The organism is Brachybacterium sp. J153 (genome assembly GCF_036311905.1).
Classification (GTDB): Bacteria; Actinomycetota; Actinomycetes; order Actinomycetales; family Dermabacteraceae; genus Brachybacterium.
In genome coordinates, this window is sequence record NZ_JAZDCH010000002.1 from 1 (window position 1) to 16,253 (window position 16,253).

Consider the following 16,253-nt stretch of genomic DNA (forward strand, 5'->3'; position numbering starts at 1 on the left):
GCGGGGGGGTTGGGGGGGAGGGGGGGGGGATGACATCGGCCTCCCCCCCCCCGCCCCCCCCCCCGATCCCGGTGACCGGGATCACGTCGACGGGACGGGGTGGCTGGGGCGGACGGGGGGAGTCGGACATGGGCCCTCCCGGGCTGTGATCCGGACCCGATGCGCTGCACGACGCGCCGGAGCCGCTTGACGGGGCATAACTACACGGGTGTACTTTAGGCGCGCAACAGGCGACCATGCAGTGGAAGGGGTGGCGGCGATGGACGAGGACCTCCTCGAACAGGGCGCGCGGGCCGAACTGTCCCTGCTCGATCTCGGGGGACAGGACGGCGACGAGGCCGGGCTGTCGTGGCAGGAGCGCGCGCTGTGCGCGCAGACGGATCCGGAGGCGTTCTTCCCCGAGAAGGGCGGCTCCACGCGAGAGGCGAAGAAGGTGTGCGTCTCCTGCGAGGTGCGGGCCGAGTGCCTCGAGTACGCGCTCGAGAACGACGAGCGTTTCGGGATCTGGGGCGGACTCTCGGAGCGCGAGCGGCGCAAGCTCAAGCGCCGGGCGGTCTGACCCCGTGACCTGGTGAGCGATCGACATGTCACCGCCGTCGTCCTGCTGAGCCGGGCGACGACCGAGCCCTCTCTCCGGGCGACGCTCGCCGGGGCGCAGGGACAGAGCAGGCCGGTGGACCGCCTGGTCGCGGTCGCTCCCCAGGATCTCCCGGAGGACTGCGTCGCGCTGCTGCGCGACGAGCGCTCCGCGGGTGGTCTCGACCATGTCCTGACCGTGCCCGCTGGGGCCGCGCGGACGGCCGCGCTGCGCGCCGTGCTGCGTCTGCTCGCCGAGCTCGACGAGACCGACGGCGCGCGCGAGGGATCCGTTGCCGCAGATCACGTGGATCACGCCGTGAGCTCCGCCCCCGAGGTGAGCTCCGGGGAGGCTCCGGCCTCGCGCGGGCGGCGGGCGAGCGACATCGACCCGGACGCCGTCGAGCGCGAGCGCACCCAGGAGCTCGCGGCCCTCGCCCAGGTGCCGGTGCGCCTGCGCGAGGACGGTCCGCGGACGGGACGCCGTGCCGGCCGCAGCGCCGAGGACGAGAGCTGGCTCTGGTGCGTCGTGGACGGCTCCACGCCGGGTCTCGACGCGCTCGAGGCCCAGCTGGAGCTGGTGGCGGAGTCGCCGACCACCGCCGTCGTCGGCACCAAGCGCGTCGCGCCCGCCGCCCCGTCGACGGGGGTCGACCCCGCCGCGGAGAACGCCGTGATCCGCACCGCTGAGGAGGCGGATGCGCTGGTCGACGTCGGGCTGACGCTCACCCATGGCGGCCGGATCATCACCGGGGTCGACGCCGGCGAGGTCGACCAGGGGCAGGCGGACTGGCGGCAGGACGTGCTCGCGGTCCCCCTCGCCGGAATGCTCGTGCGGGAGTCGACCCTGCGCGCCGTCGGCGTGCTCGACCCCGACCTGCCCGGTCCCTGGGCCGAGATCGACCTGTGCCGACGGGTGTGGCGCGGCGGCGATCGCGTCGCCGTGCGGTCCCGAGCACGCACTCTCCACCCGCTGCCCACGCGCCCGCGACTCGAACGGCTCCAGGAGCAGCGGAAGGGTCAGCTGCTGCTCCTGCTGAAGCACCGCTCGCTGGCCGCGGCGCTGCTCATGATCCTGCTCTCGCCGCTGTCCGCGCTGCTGCGCGCCGCGGGGGCGATCGCCGCCTCGGAACCGCGGCGGGCAGGGGCCGAGCTGCGCGCCTGGGCGGGCATGCTGCGTCGAGCGCCCCGGGTGCTCCAGCGCGGCCGACGGGATCGCCGTCTCGCGCGTGTCCCCGCCCGGCGCCTCGCCCCGCTGTACCTGCCCCGCGGCGAGGCCGCCCGCCGGCGGTTCGAGGACCTGGCGACCCGGCTGCTGGCCGATGACGACCGCCGACGGACCATCCGCCGCACCACCTGGGGTATCGCAGGCACGCACCACGGCCAGGACGACGCCGACTTCGGCCGGCACGCGGTGTGGACCGCCGTGATCGCCCTGCTCGCCACGGTGCTGGGCCTGGTCGCCCTGCGCGGGCTCTTCGGGCGCGGCGAGCTGAGCGGTCCGGCCCTGCGCTCCCTGCCCGACGATCTCGCGCTGCGCTGGCAGGTCGGCTGGTCGGACTGGATCCCCGGGGGTCTGGGGGAGCGCGGCCCCGCCGACCCGCTGCTCCGCCTGCTCGGGAGCATTCCCGTGCCCGGATCGTTCCTGGTCGAGGCGCTGATCCTCACCGCCCTCCCGCTGAGCGCCCTGCTGTCCTGGTGGGCGGCGGGGGCCATCACCCGGGCGGTCGGGGCCCGGCTCGCCCTCGTGGTGGCCTGGACGCTCGCGCCCTCGCTGCTGAGCGCCCTCACGACGGGGGCCTGGCCCCTGCTGCTGGTGCACCTGCTGCTGCCGCTGCTGGCGCTCCTGATCGGGCGCGCGATCGGTCTGCCCCACAAGGCCTCGCAGGCCAGCCCCGCCGCCGCGGCGGCCGGCGGGCTGGTGCTGCTCGTGATCGGTGCCGTGACTCCGGCGCTCGTGCTGCTCACCGCCCTCGCGCTGCTGCTGATCCTCCCGGCCGTTCCCGGTCGCCGTCGTCGACTCGCCCTGGTGCTCGTGCCCTCCCTCGCGCTGCACCTGCCCTACCTGCCCCAGTACCTCGGCCATCCGGGACTGCTGCTCTCCGTCGGCGGCATGCCGCTCGGCGGGGACCTGCCGCAGAGGGCCGAGCTGCTCGCCCTCTGGCCCGTCTCCCCGGGAGTCCAGGCGGTGCTGGCCCCGCTGGTCGGGGAGATGGCGGCGTTCTGGCTCCCGCTCGCGCTGCCGCTGGCCCCGATCGTCCTCGGCGCCCTCGCGGCGCCCTTCCTCGCCGGCCAGGCAGGGCGTGCGGGGCGTTTCGGGCTGCTCCTGGCGGCGACCGCCCTCGGCGCGGCGCTGCTCGCGCTGGAGCTCCCGGCGGGCCTCGGCGGCGAGCTGCTCGTGCCCTTCCCGCCCCATGCCCTGCTGAGCGCCGCGCTCCTGGCGCTGTGCGTCGGCGCCGCCGCCAGCTTCGACGCTCTCGCCCGGCGGGAGGAGAGGGAGTCCCGTGCGCGTCGTCCCGCCACCGTCGTGCTCGCCTCCCTCGTCGCCGCCTGCTGCGTGATCGCGGTCGCGGGATGGACCCTGCTGCTCCCCGGGCAGCTCCGCGTGGAGCGGACCGAGACCGGCGACGTGCCCGCGGCGGCGGCCGATCAGGGGCGCACCGAGGCGAGGTCCCGCGTGCTGAGCCTGTCGCAGGAGGACGACGGCTCGGTCACGGCCCACCTCGTGGTGCACGGCGGCGACTCCGCCGTGCAGCATGCCGCGATCCTCGACCAGCGCGACGTGGCCGCGGCCCGCGCCGGGGAGGTGGACGCGGATCCGGCGAGCACGGTCCTGCGCGACACCGTCGCGCTCATGCTCTCCTCCGGCGCCGATCCGGCGGAGGCCGACGCACTCCGCGAGGCGACCGCCTCGCTGGCCGTCGCCTACGTCGTGGTCGAGGGAGATCCCGTGGAGCAGCAGGACCTCATGGCCACCCTCGACGCCTCCTCGACCCTCGAGAAGGTCACCGAGGGGACCCGCGGCGGCATGTGGCGCGTGGTCGACTCGGCGCCGCGCGCGGTCGTCACCGGGTCCGAGGGGAACATCGCCCTCGCGAGCGAGGCGATCGACGTGAGCGGACGGGTCGAGCCCGCCGCGGAGGAGCGCACCGTCATCCTCTCCGAGCGGGCGGACTCCGGCTGGCGCGCGAGCATCGACGGCACCGCGCTCGAGCCGACCACGGTCGACGGCTGGGCCCAGGGCTTCGTGCTCCCGGCCGGTACCGGAGGCGAGATCTCGATCGAGCGCGCCCAGCCGCTGCTCCTCGCCGAACGCCTGCTCCTCGGAGCGGCCGTGCTGCTGACCGTCCTGATCGCCGTGCCCTGGCGCCCTCGCGCCCGTGCCGAGGAGATGTATGGCTGAGCCGACGCCCCGACCCGACCGTCCCGGGCGCCGCGGCCCCGCGCGCCCGTTGCTGGCCCTCGCCGCCCTGCTCCCGCTCGCGGCCGCCGTCGCGGCGGTCTCCACCGTCGACCCGACGGAGCAGACCCCGGTCACCCGCGCCGTCTCCACCGCGCAGCAGGGCGGCGAGACCCTCGCCTGCGCCGGCCCGCTCTCGCTCCCCGAGGCGCTCCTGGAGGGCGGCGGGGACGCCGAGCTGTCCGTCACCCCGCCCTCGACGACCGTCGGGCTGCGCACCGTCTCCCTCGAGCCCGACTCCTCGGTGCTCTTCGGGACCGTGAGCGCCTCGTCCACGCTCCAGGACGACCAGGGTCGGGTGCGCACCCCGTCGATCACCGCCTCCGACGCCGAGGGCACCGTGCTCTCCGACGCCTCCGCCGCGGAGGACCTGGGCGTCTCCGTCCAGACCCTGACGGACCTCGAGGCCGCCCCGAGCGTGCGCACCGAGACCTCCGAGGCGGGGCTCCCGGTCGCCGATGCGGTCCAGTCCACCTCCACGACCAGCGGCGACTACCGCTCCCTGATGATCTCCCGGTGCGGGGCGGCGCAGACCGACGCGGCCTTCCTCGGCGTCTCCACCGAGACCGGTGACAGCTCCGTGCTGGTGCTGCGCAATCCCACCACCCGCCCCGCGACCGCCTCGGTCCAGGTGTGGACGGCCGACGGTCCCGCCGCGATGGAGGGCCGCAGCCAGGTCGTCGTGGCACCCGGAGCCGAGGAGACGGTGCTGCTGGAGTCCGTGGCGGCCGGGGAGGCGGCTCTCGGTGTCGACGTCTCGGTGCTCGGCGCGCCCCTGCAGATGCACGTTCAGACCACCGAGCGGGACGGGCTCACTCCGGGCGGGGCCGAGATCCAGCAGCCCCTCCCCGCCGCCGACGAGCAGCAGATCATGACCGGCGTCGAGACCGCCGGGATCTCCCCCGTGCTGACCCTCGCCAATCCGAGCGGGGCGGACACCCGCGCGCGGGTGCGGGTGCTCGGGGCCGACGGACCCCTCGATGCCGCCGAGGTGCCCGAGGTCGAGCTGCCGGCCGGCGCCGTCGTCCAGGTGCCGCTGGAGGACCTCCCCACCGGGACCTGGAGCGTCGAGGTGAACGCCGAGGCACCCGTGCACGCCGCGACCCGCAGCTCCCAGGCGGGCGTGGACCTCGCCGGCGACACCGTCAGCAATCCCGTCGACTTCACGTTCGCCGTCGCCGCCCCCGCGATCGGCACGAGCGCCCTGCTCGCCCTCCCCGCCCAGGGCGCCGCGGGGGTGCTGTCCCTGACCGCGACGGAGGACACCGCCGTCACCCTCGTCCCGCTCTACGCCGATGGCACCGCGGGAGAGCCGGTCGAGGTCGAGGCCGCCGCCGGGACTGCCGTGGGCGTCACCGACGAGCCGCTGCGCCGCGGGGCCGAGAAGCCCGCGGCGGTGACCGTGGTCCCCGACGTCCCCGGGGTGCTGCACGCGAGCTGGACCCAGCGCGAGAACGACGGCACGGGCGGGGTGCTGCTGTCCTCGCTGCCCGTGCTGCCCGCCCGTCTCGGCGCGAACGAGGTCATGGTCCGCCTCGCGGACTGACCGGGGCGCGGCGAGCGCAGCGCGCGGTGCTCAGTCCTCCCAGGCGCCGGGGTCGACGTCCTCGGGGGCGATCCCGAGGAGGGATCCGACCTGCTCGCTGAGCACTTGGCGCACGAGGGCCTCGAGGTCCTCCTCCGAGGCGCAGCGGGTCTGGATCGGGCGTCGATAGAGGATCGCGCGCGGCGGATGCTCCCGGGTGGCGGGGAGGGCGCGGCCGAGGAGCACCGCGGCGTCCTCCCACGGTGCCGGATCCGTGGGCGGGACCTCCTCGACGAGCACCCGCAGGTGCGCGAGGCGGCGGGGGAAGCGCTCCGCGAGTGTGGCCCCGGACTCCGCGACGAGGTCGTCGAAGACCTCCCGACGGGTCCGGTATCCGGGCAGGTGAGGCGGGATGAGATCGAAGCGTCGGCCCCGCCCGTGACGGTCGCGGCGGCGCGACGCACGACGGGGACCGGGGGCGCCGGGACGGAGCGGCTCGACATCCATGGAGGGCACTCTAGTGCCCCGGGAGGGGACGGTTCCGGGCCGGGCGCGTCGGCCCGCGGGGTGCACCGGGCACTGCGTACACTGCTGGACGTGCCAGCTCGCGAATGCTCCCGGACCGCCTGCTCGAACCCGGCGGTCAGCTCCTTGACCTTCGTCTACGAGGATTCCACCGCTGTCCTGGGGCCGCTCTCCCGCACCAGTGAGCCGCACGCCTACGACCTCTGCCGCGACCATGCCGCGCGGATGACCGCCCCTCGCGGGTGGGAGCTGCTCCGCGTCGCGGGCGGGGAGGGCGTCAGCGATGACCTCGTCGCCCTCGCCGATGCGGTCCGCCGCACCGAGGCGCCGCTGCCCGCCGGGACGCGGGCCCCGTCGGCCCGGCCCGCCGCCGCACCGGCGAGCCACCGCGCCCCCGCCCCGGGCCGTGAGCCGGCCCGCCACCTCCATGTGGTGCGGGGCGGCGATGACTGAGGTGCAGCATCCCGCCGCGGACCTCTCCGCGATCGTGAAGGCCAACGACGTGCGCGGCGTCGCCGGCGAGCAGCTCACCGTCGAGGTCGCCCGGGCGCTCGGCGCGGCCTTCGCGGACTTCCTCTCGGGCGACTCGATGATCGTCGCCCATGACATGCGGGTCAGTTCTCCGGACCTGGCGCGCGCGGTGATCGAGGGCGCCGTGCGCCGCGGGGCGATCGTGGCCGATGCCGGACTCGCCTCGACCGATCAGCTGTACTGCGCCTCGGGGCTGCACCGCGCGGCGGGCCTGATGATCACCGCCTCCCACAACCCGCCCGCCGACAACGGCATGAAGCTGTGCCTGCCCGGCGCCCGCCCGATCAGCCGGGCGACGGGACTCGACACGATCCGGCGAGCGGCGGAGGCGTACCTCGAGGCCGGCGAGATCCCCGAGCACGGCGAGGGCCGGGCGGAGGACCTCTCGACCCTCGAGGACTACGCCCGCACCCTGCGCGGTCTGGTGCCGCTGACAGGACGCCGACCCCTACGGGTGGTGATCGACGCGGCCTCCGCCATGGCCGGTCACACGGCCCCCGCGGTCCTCGGGGACCTGCCCTCCCTCGAGATCGTGCCGCTGCACTTCACCCTCGACGGCACCTTCCCGCACCATCCCGCGGACCCGCTGGACCCCGCCAACCTCGAGGACCTGCGCCAGGCTGTGCGCCGCGAGGGCGCGGACCTGGGCCTCGCCTTCGACGGGGACGCGGACCGCTGCGTGGTCGTCGACGAGACCGGCACCCCCGTCCCGCCCTCGGCGATTACCGCCCTGATCGCGCAACGGGAGATCGCCCGCGCCCTCGCCGCGGGGGAGGAGCGACCGGTGGTCCTCGCGAACCTGGTCTCCTCCCGGCACGTCGCCGAGGCGGTGCGCGCCGCCGGCGGGGAGGTGCTCCGCTCCCCGGTCGGGCACTCCCTGATCAAGGCGCTCATGGCCGAGCATGGTGCCGTCTTCGGCGGCGAGCACTCGGCGCACTACTACTTCCGGGACTTCTTCTCCGCCGACTCCGGCATGCTCGCCGCCCTGCACGTGCTGGCGGCCCTCGAGGAGTTCGACGGCCCGGCCTCCGCGCTGGTCGCCGCGCACAGCCCCTATGCGGCCAGCGGCGAGATCAACGTCCGCCACGAGGACCCGGCCGCTGCCCGGGCCCGAGTCGAGCAGGAGCTCGGGGCGGATCCCGCGGTCGAGGCGGATCACCTCGACGGGCTCACGCTCACCCGATGGGACGACGGGGCGCCGGCGGAGGAGCGCTGGTGGCTCTCGCTGCGCTCCTCCAACACCGAGCCGCTGCTGCGGCTGAACGTCGAGGCCGCCACCCCCCAGACCCTCGAGCGGGTGCGGGACACGGTCCTCGGTCTGCTCGACCAGCATCCGGGGGACGCCCCCGACCAGGAGGCACCCATGGCGGACACGCCGCTCCCCGAGACCGCTCCCGCCGACGGGGCCGGGTTCGACACCGGGCACGACGCCGGGCACGCCGCCGCGCTGCCCGACGGGCCGAGCGGCGCGGACGTGCCCGGCTGGGTCCGCGCGCGCCTGCGCTGCCCCGACTGCGGGGGCGAGCTGCGGGACGTCGAGGCGGCGCTGCAGTGCGCGGACTGCCACCGGGTCCATGCGGTCGAGGGCGGGATCCCCGTGCTCATCGCGGGGCGTGTCGAGGCACCGAGCACCCGCTGAGGAGCGCTCTGCGCTGACGCGAATCGGGGACCCGAGGTTCCGAGGCCCCGCTGAGGAGGGCTCTGCGCCGACTCGGGCATCGCCCGTCAGCTGCTGAAGGGCACCGCCCGCACCTCCGCCGAGAGCTCCCGCTGGCGCTCCTGCGCGCGACGCAGGCGGATCTCGTCCCGGCGCGACCGCTCGGCCAGCACCGCGGCGAGGAACTCCTCGGGATCGGTGCCCGGCGGCGGCGCCGGGGCCACGTGCGGCAGGGTCCGTGAGAGCAGGTCCCGGGCGAGCTGCCGACGGGACTGCGGATGGATCGCTTCGGCGCGCGGCAGGAACGAGCGGATGTCCTGCAGCAGCGGGAGGGGCAGGCGACCGACATCCGCCCCGTCCGCCCAGTCGCGCAAGGCGCCGGGCACCTCGGGGCGGCGCGGCTCGAGGGCGCGCATGCGCTCCTGGATCACCATCGTCCCGGCGAGCAGATCGCCGATCCGGCGCCCCCGTCGATCGATGACCGCGCAGGTGAGAGCCAGCGCACCGGCCGTCGACCAGATCTCCAGCATCGCCATCAGCGCGCGCAGCAGGCTCTGGCGGACGTGCACGGGACCGCCGTCGAGGCGCACCACGCGGGTGCCCACGGCGATCCGGCCCACGGAGCGTCCTTGCAGCAGCAGCTCGCTGAGCACGGGGAGGCCCACGTACGCGCCGACGGAGACCAGCACCACGGCCGCGGCGATCAGTCCCTCGTCGAGGTCCTGCCGCACGGCGAGGACGGCGACCGCGACGAAGCCGGCGACGAGCAGTGCGAGGGTGATCGCTCCGTCGATCGCCCCCGACAGCATGCGCGCTGCGAAGGACGCCGGCCGCAGATCGAGCAGCACGGCGTCGCCGGTGATGAGCGCGTCGCGGTCCGTGCCGCTCACAGCGGCGGCCGCCCCGGAGGTTGCCATGCGCACCATCGTCGCAGAGGCCGCCACGGCCCAGGAGCATCGAGGGTCGGCTTCCGGCACCCTCGGGGGCGACTTTCGTCGGCGGCCCGTGGAAGGTGGCCCGCCCTACCCTGGGGCGGTGGACACCGACGCCTTCATCTCCGTGCACCGCCCGCAGTGGGATCGCCTGCGGGAGCTCACCCGTGCCCGCTCCCTCTCGGCCGCGGAGATCGAGGAGCTGCTCGCGCTGTACCAGGAGACCTCCACGCATCTGTCGACGGTCCGCTCCACCGCCCCCGATCCCGCGCTCATCTCGCGGCTCTCGCTGCTCGTGCACCGGGCGCGGCTGCGGATCACCGGGGCACGGGTGCCGCTGTGGCGGCATGCCCGGGAGTTCTTCTGGAACGACCTGCCCTCGGCGCTCTTCCAGTCGCGTTGGACCGTCGCGCTCGCGTCCGCGGTCTTCCTCGTCTCCGCGGTGATCGCGGGGGTCTTCTTCGGCACGGATGAGCAGGCGCGGGCCGCGGTCCTCCCGGAGGAGGCGCAGCGCGCCCTCGTCGAGCACGACTTCGTCGCCTACTACTTCCAGGGCGAGGCCTCGGGCTTCGCTGCGCAGGTGTGGACCAACAACGCCTGGATCGCGATGCAGGCGGTGGTGTTCGGCGTCACCGGCTTCTGGCCGATCGTGATGCTGCTGCAGAACGGCCTGAACGTGGGGCTCTCGGCGGGCGTGATGGGCGCCCACGGCGGTCTCGGCACGTTCTTCGTGTTCATCCTGCCGCATGGTCTGCTCGAGCTGACGGCCGTGATGGTCGGCGCCGGAGCCGGGCTGCGGACCTTCTGGGCCTGGGTGCGCCCGGGGCCGATGCCCCGCTCCTGGGCGCTGTCGCAGTCCGCCCGGGCCCTGATCACGATCGGCATCGGCCTCGTGCCGGTGCTGCTGGTCTCCGGGGTCGTCGAGGCCTTCGTGACGCCCTCGGACCTGCCGCCCGCCGTGCGGATCGGCATCGGCGCGGTGCTCTGGATCGCCTTCCTGGTGTTCATGCTCGGACGGGGACGCCAGGCCCACCGGTCCGGGATCACCGGGGACCTCTCCGAGGAGCTGGTGGGCGACCGTGTGCTGACCGCGGGCTGAGCCAGGAGCTGCCGGGATCCGGCCGGGATCCGGTCCCGGGAGCAGCGTCAGCGGCGGGCGGCGAGGATCTGCTCGCGCAGGATGTCTGCGTGGCCGGCGTGCTGGGCGAGCTCCCGCAGCACGTGCAGCAGGATCCAGGGCACGGGGAGCGGACCGCGGCGGTTGCCGGACCAGATCTCCTCGCCCGAGAGATCCGCGATCACGGCCTGGGAGGCCTGGTATGCGGCGCGGTGAGCGGCGCGGATCGAGGCGATCGTGTCTCCCGGGTCGAGGACGAAGGAGTCTTCCGCGTTCTCGGGGAGGCCGAGGGCGCGTCGCGGCGTGCCGGTGCGCGCCTCCTCGAACCAGACCCGCTCGACGAAGGTCGCGTGCTTGACCAGCCCCAGCAGCGTCGTCCGCGACGGAACCAGGCGGCGGCGGGCCTCCTCCTCGGTGAGGCCGTCGAGGCTCGCGCCGAGCAGGCTCCGGTGCTCGTCGAGGAAGTCGGCGAGCAGGGCGATGGGGGTCGCCGTGCCGGGAGAGGTGCTGTCGGGCGTGCTCATGGGCCCAGTCTGCCCGCTGCTCGCACTGCGTTAGAGCCGCCCGGCGGCCTTGAGCGCGAGATAGGTGTCGGCGAGGGCCTGCGGCGCGCGGTCGGGCGGAGCGTCGGCGACATGGGCGCCGACCCGCTCGAGAGCCTGGGCGAGGCCGTCGCGCTGGAGTCGGGCCTGCTCGGCGGCCGCCGCGCGATACACCGCCTCCGCGTCGCCGCGACCGGCGGCAAGGGACTCGAGAGCGGGATCAGAGATCGAGGCGATCACCAGGGGATGGTCGCGCGCGATCCGGGCCGCGACGGGCAGCAGCCCGGAGTGGACCGCCGACTCCTCGACCGGGGTCACGAGCACCACGAGCGACCCGCGGCGAGCCCTCTCGGCGATCGCGACCGCGGCGAGCTCCCAGTCCGTCTCCACCATCGCCGGATCCACCGCAGCGGTCGCGGTGACCATGTCGCTGAGAACCTGGCTGCGGGTCGATCCGAGGACCGACACATGGGGGATCCGGTCCAGGCACAGCAGGTCCACCCGGTCCCCGGCCTTACCGGCGAGCGCGGTCAGCAGCAGCGCCGCGTCAAAGGCGGCGTCCAGGCGCGGCGCGTCCCCGAGCCGCGCCGCGGAGGTGCGGGAGGTGTCCACCACGATCAGGACGTGCCGATCGCGCTCCGGGCGCCAGGTGCGCACCACCACGCTGCGCCGCCGCGCGGTCGCCCGCCAGTCGATCGAGCGCACGTCGTCGCCGTCGACGAAGTCCCGCAGGGAGTCGAACTCGGTGCCCTGGCCGCGCTGATGGATCGCGGCGAGACCCTCGATCTCCCGTAGACGGCGCACCCGCGAGGGGAGATGTCGACGGGCGCCGAAGGGATGCAGCGCGAGCAGCCGCCCGGGGGCGTCGACCGCGGCGGCGCGCCGGGCCAGGCCGAGCGGTCCGCGGGAGGCGATCACGAGCGCCCGCGAGGAGTGCTCCCCGCGGCGCGTCGGAGTGAACCTCTGCCGGATCGCGCGCCGCTCCCGGGCGGGGACGACGAGCGCGCTGCGCGGGGACTCGAGGCCCGCCGTCGGGTTCCAGGCGTCCCGCACCTCGAGCCGGGCCGCACGACCGCTCGGGTTCGTCAGCAGCAGCTGACCGGCAGCGTTCCCTCCGAGACGCACCTGCGCCGGGGCCTCTCGACGCACCAGGAGCGAGCGCGGCGAGGGCGCGATGAGCGCGTCGCCCAGCACCACCAGCGTCCACAGCACGAACAGCCCCACGACGGTCGTCCAGTGGGGCCACAGCACGATCACGGGCAGGCCGAGCAGCGCCGCGAGGGCGGCGCGCGGGGTCAGCGAGATCCTCATGGGCTCAGCGGTCCTCCAGACTCGGCGGGTCGCGCTCAGCGCGGCACCGGCACCGCGGCGAGGGTCGCGGCGAGCACGGACTCGACCTGCGTGCCCTCGAGCTCGGACTCGGTGGTCAGCCGCACGCGGTGGGAGAGGGTGGCCGGGGCCATGGTCTTCACGTCGTCGGGGGTCACGAAGTCCCGGCCGGTGAGATACGCCCAGGCCCGGGCGGTGCGGAGCAGGGCGATCGCGCCGCGCGGCGAGACGCCGAGCGCGAGGCTGGGGGAGCGACGGGTGGCCCGGCACACGTCGACGATGTACTGCACCACGGCGTCCTCGGCGACGACCCGCGCCACATCGGCCTGGGCGCGGTGCAGGGCGGGGACGTCCACGACCGGGCCGAGGCCCATCGCCGCGAGATCGGAGGTGTCGAAGCCGTCGGCGTGCCGACGCAGCACGTCGATCTCGACGTCCCGCTCGGGCAGCGGCATGACGGCCTTGAGCAGGAAGCGGTCCAGCTGCGCCTCGGGCAGGGTGTAGGTGCCGTCGAACTCGATCGGGTTCTGGGTCGCCACCACCAGGAACGGATCGGGCAGGGGCCGGGAGGCGCCGTCGATCGTCACCTGGCGCTCCTCCATCGCCTCGAGCAGCGCCGACTGGGTCTTCGGCGGGGTGCGGTTGATCTCGTCGGCCAGCAGCAGGTTGGTGAAGACGGGACCCTCGCGGAACACCAGGTCGCTCGTGGTGTTGTCGTACACCAGGGAGCCGGTGATGTCGCCGGGCATCATGTCCGGCGTGAACTGGACGCGGCGCATACGCACGTCGAGCGCGGCCGCGAGGGATCGCACGAGCAGGGTCTTGGCGACGCCCGGCACACCCTCGAGCAGCACGTGGCCGCGGCAGAGCAGCGCCACGACGAGGCTCGTCACCGCGGCGTCCTGCCCGACGACCCCCTTGTGGATCTCGGTCGAGAGGCTCTGCAGGGCGGTGCGGGCGTCCTCCTCGACGGGCGGGCCCGACGGGGCGGGGGAGGAGCTGGGCTCGGTCATCGGTCGATCTCCTTCTCGAGACGGTCGAGATCCCGGGCGAGACGCACGAGCGCGTCGTCGCCGGTCACAGGGGTGGGGCCGAGCAGCGTGCGCAGCTGTTCGGGGGACAGGTCGGTGTGCGGGCCGACGGCGGCCAGCAGATGGTCGAGGGTCGAGGTGCGGCGCAGCCCCAGCCGGTCGGCGAGGCGGGTCGCGGTCGCGGCGCGCAGGGAGCGGGCGGCGGCGTCGGGGGCGCCGGCCCGCTGCAGCAGCCGGGCTCGGCCCAGCACGAGCTCCTGGGCGCGCACGGTGACGGGCATCGGCTCGACCACGACCGGTCCGAGCCGGTGGGACAGCGCGAGCAGGGCGAGCACGGCGGCGAGCAGGACCCACAGCAGGAGGGGCCCGGCCCAGGACGGGATGTGGGCGAGCAGGGTGCCCTCGGTCGCGGCCATCGGGTCGTTGGGGGAGGGGACGTACCAGCTCAGCGTGCCCTCGGCGCCGAGGGTGTTGAGGACCAGCGCCGAGTTGTCGGCCCGCCCCACGCCCGCGTTGGTGAGCAGATCGGCGCTGCCGAGCACGACGAGGCCGTCGTCCTCGGCGACGAGCGCCCAGTTGTCGACGGGGAAGCAGGTCCGGGCACCCGTGCCCTCGACGGTGCGGTAGAGGTACGCGGGCCCGCGCAGCGAGTCGTTTTCCTGCGGGATCTCGAGCATCCGCGCGCCGCCGGCGAGATCGCCGCAGCCCGCCCCGGGCTCGAGGAGCGCCTCGTCCCCGTGCATGCCCACGGGGTAGATGGCGGTGTCGAGCCAGGACAGGGCCTCACCGTCGGGGGCGACCAGCACCAGCGTGCCCCCGCCGTCCGAGCGGGCCTCGCCGAGCAGCGCGAGCTGCTCCCCGGACAGTGCGTTCGGCTCCGTGACCAGCACGGTCCCGCCGCCGCGGAGGGCGTCGGCCGCGGCGGACGTGTGCCGATCCACGGTCACCTCGACACCGAGATCCCCGAGCACCTGCACCACGGCCTTCGACCCGCCGGCGGTGGGGGCGTCGGGCTCGAGAGGACCGTCCCGGTAGAGACCGCGGGCGACGCTCGCGAGCACCGCGGCGAGCACCGCGATCACCACGAGCACGGTCATCCACGGCCGACGACGTGCCCCGTCCGTGGGCGAGTCAGCGGACGGCGCGGTCCCGGCGCGCAGCAGGACGGATTCCCCGCTCATGACACGCTCCCGTGTCCGGCCCCGGCGGCCTCGGCGGCGCGGCTGAGGTCGGGCGAGGCCTCGGCGATGTACTCGGCCAGGCGCAGCAGGTCCTCGGCCTGCTTGGGGGAGGCGGTGCGCTGGGAGTAGGCGGCGGTGTCGAAGGCGGCCGCCGCGCGATCGAGGCGTCCCTGCAGGTCGGGGAAGGAGACCGCGGCATCGCGGGCCGCCTCGTGCGCGGTCATCCCCGCGGCGACGTCGAGCAGGGTGCGCTCCTCGAGATCCCGTACCAGCGCGCGCAGCGCGAGGACGGTGCCGTCGTCGGTGCGGCCGGCGTCGACCGCCCGGCGGGAGGCGGCGCGCAGCTCCTCGGCGCAGAGGACCGGCTCGGCATCGAGCTCGACGTCCACGGCGAGGGCGTGGCCGCGGCGCAGCAGACCCGTGCGCCGGAGCACCAGGACCGTGGCCACGACCAGCGCGATCACGATCAGGATGGCGAGTCCGGCCTGCAGCGGCGAGGAGCCGTCGACCCCGTCGAGTATCCCCGCGAGCCAATCCTCGAGGGTCTGCAGCAGCCAGGCGACGAAGCCCGGCGAGTCGTCGTACTCGCCTTTGGAGAGTTCCTCGAGGGTGCGCCGGCGCGCCTCCTCGGGATCCACGGGCACGCCGCCGGCGAGGATCACCGGTCGCCTCCGGCGTCCCAGGCCTCGCGGGAGCTGCGGGTGAGCTCGACGTCCCAGGCCTCCTGCCGCATCCGGGCGTCGGCGTAGAGGGCGGCGATCGCCGCCGACTGGAACGGGGCGACCAGCACCGTGGCCACATAGCTGCCGAGCATCGTCAGGATGGTCAGCACCGCGATGCCGAGCACGAGCGCGGTGCCGTTGCTCGCGAACAGGATCGCGATGTAGGCGACGAAGCCGACGGTCCCGAGGACGCTGGAGATGATCTGCACCGCGAGGGACACGATGAGCACGAGGAGGAGGGAGATCCCCAGGATCCGCCACAGGTTCCGGCCCCGGGTCAGGGCGAAGGCCCGCGCGACCGAGCCGCCGATCCCCGTCCCCTCCACGACGAGCGCGGGGACGGCCAGGACGGTGCGCGCCCAGATCCAGATCAGCCCGAGGAGGCCGACGAGGACGCCCAGGAGCACGGCCCCCACGGTGAGCAGGTTCGCCTCGCCCATCAGGATCGCCGGCAGGATGCCGAGTCCGAGCGGGACCGCGAAGACGATCAGCCCGAGCAGCCCGACGAGCAGGGAGATCATGATGGCGGGCAGAGCGTTGCGACGCATGGAGGCCGTGAGAGCGGCGCGGTCCGGGCCGTCGCCCCGCGCCTCACCGATCGCAAGCTCGGTGAGCGCGACCGTCACGAGCGAGGCGGCGACCACGCTCACCACGAAGGTGAGGACATAGCTCGCGATGGTGAGGACCAGGTCCCCCGCGGAGCCCGCACCGATCGGGGTCGTGGCGGTGGGGTCCTCGAAGGCGGCCTGCATCTCGCCGATGAAGGGGATCAGTCCCGCGCCAGTGGCGAGGGTGATCAGCGCGTAGGAGATGCCGTGGACGATCGCGGCGAGGCTCAGCGCGGTGCGCGCGCGCAGGCGGTAGATCCGCACCGCGGCGCCGAGGATCTCGCCGAGGCCGAGGGGGCGGAGCGGGAAGAGCGGCAGGGACACGGTGAGCTCCCGCTGCGGTCCGCGCGCCGGCGTCCCGGGTGCGGGCGTCGGCACCTCCGGAGGCGGCGAGCCCTCCGCGTCGGCGGCTCCCGGTGCGGTCCATCCGGTGGTCATGGGTCCTCCTCGAACGATCCGTCGATGTCTGCTGCCCCGCACAACCTACGGAACCGAGGGCCCTTCTCCGACCCGACCA

14 protein-coding genes are annotated in these 16,253 nt (G+C 74.9%); 6 read left to right on the forward strand and 8 right to left on the reverse strand.

Going from position 1 to position 16,253, the window contains the following annotated elements; translation table 11 throughout:
• The first annotated feature begins 259 nt into the window (after positions 1-259).
• The 3 genes from V1258_RS00460 to V1258_RS00470 are packed head-to-tail and all read left to right on the forward strand — an operon-like array spanning position 260 to position 5,582.
• Positions 260-559 carry a WhiB family transcriptional regulator gene (locus V1258_RS00460; RefSeq protein WP_329747853.1) on the forward strand — a complete coding sequence of 100 codons (300 nt, stop codon included), beginning with the start codon at positions 260-262 and terminating at the stop codon, positions 557-559.
• Positions 560-571: 12 nt separating this feature from the next.
• On the forward strand, positions 572-3,979 hold the full coding sequence (locus V1258_RS00465; protein ID WP_329747855.1) for a hypothetical protein: 3,408 nt from the start codon (positions 572-574) through the stop codon (positions 3,977-3,979).
• Positions 3,972-5,582: a DUF5719 family protein gene (locus V1258_RS00470; protein ID WP_329747856.1), complete on the forward strand. Its 1,611-nt coding sequence runs from the start codon at positions 3,972-3,974 to the stop codon at positions 5,580-5,582. Before V1258_RS00465 ends, V1258_RS00470 begins: the two co-directional genes overlap by 8 nt.
• Before the next feature lie 30 nt (positions 5,583-5,612).
• Here the strand turns inward: V1258_RS00470 and V1258_RS00475 are convergent, their stop codons facing one another.
• Positions 5,613-6,068 carry a metallopeptidase family protein gene (locus tag V1258_RS00475; protein ID WP_329747857.1) on the reverse strand — a complete coding sequence of 152 codons (456 nt, stop codon included), beginning with the start codon at positions 6,066-6,068 and terminating at the stop codon, positions 5,613-5,615.
• Positions 6,069-6,158: 90 nt separating this feature from the next.
• Between V1258_RS00475 and V1258_RS00480 the strand changes: the two genes are divergently transcribed.
• Together V1258_RS00480 and V1258_RS00485 are read left to right on the forward strand one after the other, a co-directional pair.
• Positions 6,159-6,539 (forward strand): DUF3499 domain-containing protein, encoded by a 381-nt coding sequence (locus V1258_RS00480; RefSeq protein ID WP_329747858.1) that lies wholly within the window; start codon positions 6,159-6,161, stop codon positions 6,537-6,539.
• Positions 6,532-8,256: a phosphomannomutase/phosphoglucomutase gene (locus V1258_RS00485; protein ID WP_329747859.1), complete on the forward strand. Its 1,725-nt coding sequence runs from the start codon at positions 6,532-6,534 to the stop codon at positions 8,254-8,256. Before V1258_RS00480 ends, V1258_RS00485 begins: the two co-directional genes overlap by 8 nt.
• Positions 8,257-8,342: 86 nt before the next feature.
• On the opposite strand, the gene V1258_RS00490 is transcribed toward V1258_RS00485, so the two are convergent.
• Complete coding sequence (locus tag V1258_RS00490) at positions 8,343-9,191, reverse strand: RDD family protein (RefSeq protein WP_329747860.1); 849 nt, start codon at positions 9,189-9,191, stop codon at positions 8,343-8,345.
• A gap of 118 nt (positions 9,192-9,309) precedes the next feature.
• On the opposite strand from V1258_RS00490, the gene V1258_RS00495 reads away from it, so the two are divergent.
• Positions 9,310-10,305 (forward strand): stage II sporulation protein M, encoded by a 996-nt coding sequence (locus tag V1258_RS00495; protein WP_329747861.1) that lies wholly within the window; start codon positions 9,310-9,312, stop codon positions 10,303-10,305.
• Positions 10,306-10,352: 47 nt separating this feature from the next.
• On the opposite strand, the gene V1258_RS00500 is transcribed toward V1258_RS00495, so the two are convergent.
• Genes V1258_RS00500 through V1258_RS00525 form a run of 6 tightly spaced genes read right to left on the reverse strand, consistent with a single transcriptional unit; the run spans position 10,353 to position 16,174 of the window.
• Positions 10,353-10,847, reverse strand: coding sequence for a DinB family protein (locus V1258_RS00500; protein WP_329747862.1), 495 nt, complete (start codon positions 10,845-10,847; stop codon positions 10,353-10,355).
• 30 nt (positions 10,848-10,877) lie between these two features.
• Positions 10,878-12,176 (reverse strand): DUF58 domain-containing protein, encoded by a 1,299-nt coding sequence (locus V1258_RS00505; protein ID WP_329747863.1) that lies wholly within the window; start codon positions 12,174-12,176, stop codon positions 10,878-10,880.
• A gap of 35 nt (positions 12,177-12,211) precedes the next feature.
• Entirely contained in the window at positions 12,212-13,207 is a 996-nt protein-coding gene (locus tag V1258_RS00510; protein WP_329747864.1) for an AAA family ATPase, read from the reverse strand.
• A complete protein-coding gene (locus V1258_RS00515; protein WP_329747865.1) occupies positions 13,204-14,406 on the reverse strand; it encodes a DUF4350 domain-containing protein in 1,203 nt (400 codons plus the stop codon). The genes V1258_RS00510 and V1258_RS00515 overlap by 4 nt, the downstream gene beginning before the upstream one ends.
• Positions 14,403-15,068 carry a DUF4129 domain-containing protein gene (locus V1258_RS00520; protein ID WP_329747866.1) on the reverse strand — a complete coding sequence of 222 codons (666 nt, stop codon included), beginning with the start codon at positions 15,066-15,068 and terminating at the stop codon, positions 14,403-14,405. Before V1258_RS00520 ends, V1258_RS00515 begins: the two co-directional genes overlap by 4 nt.
• A complete protein-coding gene (locus V1258_RS00525) occupies positions 15,065-16,174 on the reverse strand; it encodes a glycerophosphodiester phosphodiesterase (RefSeq protein WP_329747867.1) in 1,110 nt (369 codons plus the stop codon). The genes V1258_RS00520 and V1258_RS00525 overlap by 4 nt, the downstream gene beginning before the upstream one ends.
• Positions 16,175-16,253 lie beyond the last annotated feature (79 nt).